The 8,085-nt window shown below is 62.8% G+C and carries 6 protein-coding genes, 1 tRNA gene and 1 pseudogene; 6 read left to right on the top strand and 2 right to left on the bottom strand.

Translation table 11 applies throughout. The features are described 5' to 3' along the window. A pseudogene (locus ACFMO7_RS16780) lies at positions 1-1,411 on the bottom strand (hypothetical protein); the annotation flags it as partial. A gap of 370 nt (positions 1,412-1,781) precedes the next feature. Then, a complete protein-coding gene (locus tag ACFMO7_RS16775) occupies positions 1,782-2,570 on the bottom strand; it encodes a small-conductance mechanosensitive ion channel (protein WP_376796635.1) in 789 nt (262 codons plus the stop codon). A 360-nt stretch (positions 2,571-2,930) separates the two neighbouring features. Between ACFMO7_RS16775 and ACFMO7_RS16770 the strand changes: the two genes are divergently transcribed. From ACFMO7_RS16770 to ACFMO7_RS16745, 6 genes are all read left to right on the top strand, one after another. Further along, positions 2,931-3,917, top strand: coding sequence for an aldo/keto reductase (locus tag ACFMO7_RS16770; RefSeq protein WP_376796634.1), 987 nt, complete (start codon positions 2,931-2,933; stop codon positions 3,915-3,917). Between the two features lie 282 nt (positions 3,918-4,199). Then, positions 4,200-5,081 (top strand): pantoate--beta-alanine ligase, encoded by an 882-nt coding sequence (gene panC, locus ACFMO7_RS16765; protein WP_376796636.1) that lies wholly within the window; start codon positions 4,200-4,202, stop codon positions 5,079-5,081. Between the two features lie 58 nt (positions 5,082-5,139). Next, the gene (gene panB / locus ACFMO7_RS16760; RefSeq protein ID WP_376796633.1) at positions 5,140-6,000 is read left to right on the top strand and encodes a 3-methyl-2-oxobutanoate hydroxymethyltransferase; all 861 of its coding nucleotides are present in this window, start codon (positions 5,140-5,142) and stop codon (positions 5,998-6,000) included. A 177-nt stretch (positions 6,001-6,177) separates the two neighbouring features. Then, a tRNA-Asp gene (locus ACFMO7_RS16755) sits at positions 6,178-6,251 on the top strand. Positions 6,252-6,262: 11 nt separating this feature from the next. Beyond that, positions 6,263-6,523 (top strand): helix-turn-helix domain-containing protein, encoded by a 261-nt coding sequence (locus ACFMO7_RS16750; RefSeq protein WP_376796632.1) that lies wholly within the window; start codon positions 6,263-6,265, stop codon positions 6,521-6,523. 639 nt (positions 6,524-7,162) lie between these two features. Next, on the top strand, positions 7,163-8,032 hold the full coding sequence (locus tag ACFMO7_RS16745) for a tyrosine-type recombinase/integrase (protein ID WP_376796631.1): 870 nt from the start codon (positions 7,163-7,165) through the stop codon (positions 8,030-8,032). Positions 8,033-8,085: the final 53 nt, after the last annotated feature.

Genomic DNA, 8,085 nt, shown 5'->3' with positions numbered 1-8,085 from the left:
CCAGCGTTTTCCAGGAGCCATCGGCTCCGTTGGTGCTGTTGGCGGAGACAGCGATTGTATACGAGCGGGGACCGGAGCCGCTATCGCTTAGATAGTCGAAGACATAGTCGCTGGCCCAGACCAGGAGCAGGCGCGAGGGGCCACTGCCCACATGGATGGCGCACCATGAAGGCAAGGACCGCTCAGTAGCGTGCCAGAAGGCCCAATTGCCGTAGTGGCCATCGACGATGGCGGCCGGCCCACCTGGACCATCGTCGTTAGCCGAGCAAAAGGCTGGTTTCCCGCGTGAGATCAGGGGATTAGAGGAAGGTGGCCCGGAGATCGTCGGCTCTGACCCGGCCGTGCCAGGATAATACTGGGCGATGAAAGCCTTCATGGCATAGTATTGAGGTCGGGGGGCATTGGTTTCCACATCGAACAGGTCCAGATGACCATAGCCGGCGTAGCTGGCGGCGTCGAACTGACAGGCGAAGGTCAGTCCTCCGCGGATCATGGCCTGCAGGGCGCGGCTCGTGAAGGCCGAGATGAAGGTGCTCTGGTCGCCATAGGCCGGCGGAGGATTGCCGGGATCGAAGTTCCATTCTGTAATCCCCACGGGCAGCTCGCGGCCCAGAATCTGGCGTGTCAGGGCGCGTACTGCCTGAGTAGCCTCGGTTGCGCTATCGGCCAGCTTCAAACAGGTGCTCTCGCTGTCCTGCCAGCATGGATACCAGTGGAAGCTGATGGCGTCGGGAAGCACCCCTGAAGAGCGCACACCCTGCAGAAAGGCCCGCAGAAACTCCGTCGCGCTCGGCTGGCTGACTACAGGGCCAATAAAGCGGGCCTGGGGATTCATGCGGCGCAGCTGAGGGATCACGCTGTTCCACTGTCTCAGGTAGCTGGCGCTAGAGATGCCGTTGTAATCCGGCTCGTTGCCGAACTCGTAGAGCAGGCAGCGCGAGCCGGCGTAGCTCACCACATGTTTCAGGAAGGCCACGTCAAAGATATTGAACAGGACCCCCAGGCAGGTCATGCCGCTCTGTTCAACCGTGCGCAGGCGTTGCTCCAGCTCCGCGTCGCTCGTAGGATGGTTGTCGGCCAGGCTATGATCGAAAAAGAAGGTACGCATCAACGTGAAGTGGGCTTCCTTGAGGGCGGCCTGGAAGGTCGGGTTCGACTCAATATTGTTCTGGCTCCACTCCTGAGTATCGTTGGTGCCGAAGAGCAGGGACGAGACCCCCGACTTCCACCGCTGCTCGCCGGGCAGCGATCCTGAAGACCGGGAGGGCAGCGCGGAGGGGGTTGCCGTTGGCGAGGTTGTACTGCCCCAGGGAGAGTTACAGGCAACAAGTAAGAATAGCAGTATGAGTATGCCGATCCCGCGCGGATCAGGGATCGCGCAGTGAGCTCCAGGAACGGTCCGCCTGGTCATGCACCTTGCCTCTCCTCCGTACATAGTAGAGATAGAGATGTCTGGGCCGCTAGCGGCCCAGATAGCCCTGCTTGCTCTTAATAGAATCAATGCAACTATATCATTCCTTCGTGGCAGTTGCGTGTATCTGGCGGTTGCGACCTGGTAACTATGGCCTCCACGCCACTTCAGGAAAGCGACAGGCGGGGGCGGTCAAGGCTGCCGGCAAGCAGGAGGGCATCAGAGGAGTGGCGAGGAAAGAAGGCTGTGAGCGCGTCCTGGCTGTGGGGAGAGGGAGTAGCCCGTCCCGCTGGTGGGGAAGGGGCAGAGGGGCTTCCCCAGGGGGCCAGCAGGTCGGGCTACAGTGTCCAGGCTAAGCGGCGGCTCTGGCTTAGTTTCCGGTTTGTGGCTGTTGCTGGGTGGTAGGCGAAGCTGGCTGAGCTACCTGGGGGGCCTGGGTGCCCTCCTCTCGGGGAAGCGGCTGGCTGCTCTCGCTGGCGGGAACTGTCAGGACGCTGCTGCGGTTGAGCAGGCGCCGGGCGGCATCCTGTCCGCCGAGGCCGAAGGCCAGGCCGAAGGCCAGGGCTGTGCCACCAACCACGGCGGTGAAGAGGATATTGAGCAGCGAGGGAGCGATTTGCAGCTGCTCCAGGGCGATCAAGCCGGCAAAACCGATGAGGGCGTAGCGGGCCACCGAGGCAAACAGGGCCGGGTTCCCCACCCGTGTCGTCGCCGCCAGGCCGCGCACGATATCGCCGACCACGCTCCCAGCCAGCAGGCCCAGGAAGAGAACTAGCACCGCCACGAAGACGTTGGGGATGTAGGCGATCAGCTCATTGAGAATACTGCTCACGGTGCTCAGCCCCAGAGCGTCGACGGCGGGCACCAGGAAAATCAAGAAGATGAACCAGTAAACGATGGTGCCCAAGATGGCCACCACGTCGAAACGCATCCCTGTATTCTGCTCCAGGCGGGCCAGTCCGATGCGGGCGCCCAGGCGTTCGAAGCCGATACGCCGCAAGATGAAGACCACGGTACGGCTCAGCAGGCTGGCGACGATCCAGCCGATGAGCAGGATGACCAGGAAGCCAAGGAACTTGGGGATAAAGGTCAGCACCAGATTCAGGGCATTGGTAAGTGAGGTCAGGAAAGCCTGACCAATGTCGTTGACAACCGGCATAGGTTCTGTCCTCCTTATAAGCAGCTACTGGCAGGCTGTTGCTCTTTGCTATGCATGCCAGCGGACGGCTCGCGCTCCTCCAGTATGGTGGAGGCGGCCATCGGCTGGCCCTTATTGTCGCCGTGCACGTCCCCTTAGACGGCAAGGGTTCAAAAAAGTCACACCTTCTTGGGGTCCCTTGCCGGGCTTTGGGAAGGGCCGGCCTCCGGAGGGCCTCCTTCAGGCTCTCGATGGCGGCAGGCTCTGCCTGTGAGATACAATCAATCAATGGGCGAGGAGAGCAGGCCTGGTTGTGGCGGAGGCCAGGCAGATCGAATCAGACCAGGAGAGTAGAAGAGAAAGGAGAGTAAGGCGAGAAAGATGGAGTATCGACCGCTGGGACGAACGGGCTGGCAGGTATCGGCTATAGGCTTTGGAGCCTGGGCTATTGGAGGAGATGCCTGGGGACCGAGCGATGATCGTGAGGCGTTGGCGGCCCTCCATCGGGCCATTGACCTGGGTGTCAACTTTATCGATACCGCCGACGTCTACGGCGACGGGCACTCCGAGCAGCTCATTGCCCGCGTGCGCAAGGAGCGACGCGAGCCGCTCTATGTTGCCACCAAGGCAGGGCGGCGCCTGAGTCCTCACACGGCTGATGGCTACAATCGTCAGAATCTGACGGCCTTTGTTGAGCGCAGCTTGCGCAATCTGGAGACCGAGGCCATCGATTTGCTTCAGCTCCACTGTCCGCCCTCCGAGGTCTATGACCGGCCCGAGGTTTTTGGCATTCTGGATGATCTCGTGCAGCAGGGCAAGATCCGCTACTATGGCGTCAGCGTCGAGAAGGTCGAAGAGGCGCTCAAGGCCATTCGCTATCCCAACGTCCAGAGCGTGCAGATCATCTTTAACATTTTTAGACATAAGCCTGCAGAGCGCTTCTTCGCGGCAGCTCAGGAGCGTGGCGTGGGCATCATTGTGCGCGTGCCGCTGGCCAGCGGTTTGCTGACGGGCAAGCTGCGTCCCGATAGTCAATTTGCCCCCAACGATCACCGCAACTACAACCGGCACGGAGAGGCCTTCGATCAGGGCGAGACCTTCTCGGGGGTCGACTACGAGGCGGGATTGCAGGCGGTCGAGGAGCTGCGCCCGCTGGTTCCCGCCGGCATGACGATGGCCCAGTTTGCCCTGCGCTGGATTCTGATGTTCCCCCAGGTTTCCACTGTCATTCCAGGTGCCAGGAATCCCCGGCAGGCCGAGGACAATAGCCATGCCGCTGACTTGCCCCCGCTGAGCGCGGAAACGATGCAGCGGGTGCGTGAGCTATACGACCGGCGCATCAGACCGCTGGTCCATGACCGCTGGTAGGAGGTCCCTCTGCAAGGCGGGGGAGCGGCGATCTGTGGCTGAGTCTGCAGGCATCTGGGCCGTGCGGCCTGGGTTCCTCGGGAGGACGGATCGCTGGCTCCCCCTTTTTGGGCCTGGACGACGCGCAAAAATGCCGCTCCCTTGCTTCTTGATGCTGGGCATCAGCCTATGTTATACTACCGAAAAGTGCCTGGCAGCTTTCTGCCATATTGAAAGGATTCAGCTGTCATTGAGATAGAAATCAGCAAGATATGAAGGACATGCGAGATAGTGGGGAAGGCAATGGATGTCATTACCACCGTACAGGAAATGCGACGCTGGCGCGCTGGTTGGCCGCTGGGGGCCAGTGTGGGGCTTGTTCCCACGATGGGCTATCTGCATGAAGGGCATCTCTCGCTGGTGCGGCGGGCGTGTGCCGAGAACGAGGGAGTGGTTGTTAGCATCTTTGTCAATCCGATTCAGTTTGGCGCTCATGAGGATCTGGAGCGCTATCCGCGGGATCTGCCACGGGACCTGCGGCTGTTGGAGGCCCAGGGTGTTCATGCGGTTTTTGTCCCGACGGCTGCCGAAATGTATCCCCCGAAGTTTATTACCTATGTGGAGCCGAGCGGGCCGCTGGCCAGCGAGGCTGAGGGAGCCAGCCGGCCCGGGCATTTTCGAGGGGTGGCCACCGTTGTTCTCAAGCTGCTCAATCTGGTTCAGCCGCAGCGGGCCTATTTTGGGCAGAAAGACGCTCAGCAGGTAGCCGTTATCAAAGCGCTGGTGGCTGACCTGAATCTCCCTGTGGAGCTGGTCGTTATGCCGACACTGCGCGAGCCTGATGGGCTGGCCATGAGCAGCCGCAATAGCTATCTTTCGCCCCAGGGACGGCGGGCGGCGACCGTCCTTTATCGGGCCTTACTGGCTGGCAAGACGGCCTATGAGCAGTACCAGAGTGAGGACCCGGCTGCCATCCAGCGGGCTATGTCTGAGGTTGTGGCTAGCGAGCCGCTGGCGCGCCTGGACTATGCCGATGTGCGAGATCCGGGGACCTTCGAGCCTCTGGAGCGCTTGCGGCCTCCGGCTCTGTTGGCGATTGCTGCCTTTGTAGAGAGGGCACGGCTGATTGACAACTTTCTCTTGCGAGCTGACGGCACCTGGGAGACGGGGATCATTGCTTCCTGATCCTGGTGGTGGGGGGAGGAGTTATCCATTCGCAGCTCAGGTGTAGGGAGAGAGAGCCATGCGAGAAAAGGTAACGGCTGCCGCCGTGCGGGCCCGCAAGGGGGGGCCGCGTCTGACGATGGTTACCGCTTATGATGTTGTCATGGCGGCTATCGCCGATCGAGCGGGGGCCGACATGATCCTGGTTGGCGACTCTGTGGCGGATAATGTTCTTGGTTTCCCTGATACTCTCGCCGCCACGCTTGAGATCATGATCCACCACACTGCGGCTGTTGCGCGAGCTCAGCCACGGGCCCTCATCGTTGGTGATATGCCCTGGTTGAGCTACCACGTCTCGCTTGAAGAGAGCGTTCGCAATGCAGGGCGGCTCATACGCGAGGGGCGGGCGGAGGCTGTCAAGTTAGAGGGGGGGCGCAAGCGCCTGCCGGTCATTGAGGCCTTGCTGGCGGCGGAGATTCCTGTCATGGGGCATCTGGGTCTCACGCCTCAGTCGGTGCATGTCATGGGGGGGTATCGTGTGCAGGGGCGGCGTCTCGAAGCGGCGCGGGCCTTAGTGGAGGAGGCGCGGGCCCTGGCGGCGGCTGGGGTGTTTGCTCTTGTCTTAGAGGGGGTGCCGGCTGTTGTTGCCAGGGCTATTACGGAGCTGGTTCCTGTTCCCACCATTGGGATTGGGGCAGGGCCGCACTGTGATGGCCAGGTACTGGTCTTTCATGATGTTTTGGGCTGGCATCTTAACAGGCGCAAGGCGCGCTTTGTGCGTCAGTATGCTCAGCTTGGTGAGGCGGCGGTGGTGGCGCTCCAGTCATTCTTCGCCGATGTGCGTTCTGGGGCTTTTCCTGATGAAAGTGAGAGCTATCGCATGGAAGAGGATGAGGAGCGGGCCTTTGTGGACCTACTCAACGAGCTTGAGGGCGGTTGAGCTTCAGGGCGAGGGGATGGTGGCTCCTGCTGCCCAGGGAAGCGTTGAGTGGGTAGTGGTTGGGAAGCTGGCTTCTCTTGTGAAGATCAAAAAGAAATGCTTGACAGAGGGCGCTCTCTTCTGGTATGATTGGCATTGCCACGGACGAGGCCCGAGGGCCTCAGCCGCGGTGGCTGAGGAGCCGTAGTGTAGTGGCCTAACACGCCTGCCTGTCACGCAGGAGATCGCGGGTTCGAATCCCGTCGGTTCCGCTTTCGGTAAAATGTCGGGGGACGCCTCCGTGACATCTTCCGATCTCGTCATGGAGGGTCCCTCCTCTGCTTTTCTTCCTCTCTCCCTCTCCACTCCCTCTCATCGTCATCGCCCTCGCTCTCCACGACCGCCGAACATCCCGCCGGAACGGTGGCCGGAGATCCGTCTGCGGGTCGCGCAGGGCCTGTCACTGCGCCAGGTCGCTGCAGAGTACCACACCTCCTATCAGACCATCTGGCGCATTGTGCACCGTCCCCTTCGGGAAGGGTGAGCGCCTCTGATCCGCCTGCTGGCAGCGGGTGGTCCTTCCTGACCGCCTTCCATTCCGCGTTCCCATTCCTTTCCCGTTCCCTTCCCAGGATGTTCCCCTCTCGTTCCCGCGTGGTTCCCGGGTCGCGCGGGTATGCTAGCAGTGTTGCAAATGTGCCGCGGCCTCGAGAAGGCGAAGCACTGCCGCCGGCGCTTCCCCTGATCCCAAGAGCATCCCCCACTGAGGGCAGGAACAGGTGACGCCCATGGCTCTGTGCCTGGCCTGACCCGCACGGAGGGACAGCCCTCTGGAGCGCCGCCCCATCCTGACCCAGGCCGCAGCGCCCTGCCTGCGCTGGTTGAGCCCCGCTCTCGCCAGGTCGGTGACCCGCTCGCTCGCTGTCCAGGGATGCCAGGAAGGGAACGCATCCTTTCGCGCGCTCCATAGACGACGCCACCGCGGTCTAAACAGAGCGACAGAAGAGAACGGGGGACTCGTCCCCTCCCCACTCGCTGTTTGGAAGGAGCTGAACAGCCAGGGCTGCCGCCCTGCAGGGGGACGGACATGGTTGAACTCGTGGGATGGCAAGTCGTGCGGTGGCAGGAAGAACGAGCTGGCCTGGCAGCCACCAGCCAGCTCCGCAGGAGCACCAGGAGCAGCATGCCCACGCATCGCAAGAGCCTGATCCGCGAAGCCATCGAGCGGCTCGACGGCCTGATGGCCATCGGTGAGAGCCGGCATACGGCCAAGCAGACCGCTCGTCAGCAGGGACAGCTCGCCTGGACCTGCTCGACGGGGCGCATCCACAGTTACAAGACCCGCTCCGTCTATCAGGAGCAGGTGATCCGCTTCCTGAAGTGGGTGCGGGCAACGTCTGGGCTGCGCCGGCTGGCCGAGGTAGATGCGCGCGCCGAGGAGCTGGCCACGGCCTATCTGCTGCGGGGAATAGAGACGGGCCTCTCGCCCTGGACGCTGGCGACGACCCGTTCCGCCCTGCGGCTCTTCTTTGGTGATCGGGCGCTGGCCGCCTCGGTCACACTGCCGCCACGGCGGCGGGAGCTGATCCGGCGCTCGCGTGGCCCGGTGGCACAGGATCACGACCTGAACCCGGCCCACTGGCAGGAGCTGATCACCTTCCTGCGGGCGACCGGCTTGCGCCGGCGAGAAGTGGCGGCGCTGCGCGTGGCGGATCTCAACGGGACGGCGGAGGTGGTGTTCGTGCGCTGCGGCAAGGGAGGCCGCCCGCGGGTGGCGCCCGTGCTGCCGGGCGTGGAGGAGCTGCTGCAACGGCTGCGGGCAGGGCGCCGGCCCGAGGAGCGAGTCTTTGCGCGCATCCCATCCCATCTGGACGTGCACGCTCTGCGGCGCGAGTATGCGCAGGCGCTGTATCGGCTGCTGTCGGACCGGGAGCTGCCACCGGCTCGGGACCGGCTGCGCCCAGCGGACTATGATCGGGCAGCCGTGGAGGCGGTGGCGTCGGCCCTCGGGCATCGTCGTGTGGAGGTGGTGCTGCGTCACTACCTGCGCTAGCTGCCTCTGTGGATCGACTGCCGCCTCGGCGCAAGGCGACCCGACGCGCGTGT

Origin of the sequence: Thermogemmatispora sp. (assembly GCF_042408735.1) — a bacterium.
In the GTDB taxonomy this organism is placed as follows: Bacteria; Chloroflexota; Ktedonobacteria; order Ktedonobacterales; family Ktedonobacteraceae; genus Thermogemmatispora.
The sequence above is the reverse complement of the archived record's forward strand: the minus strand, read 5'-3'. Positions and strand labels throughout refer to the sequence as shown.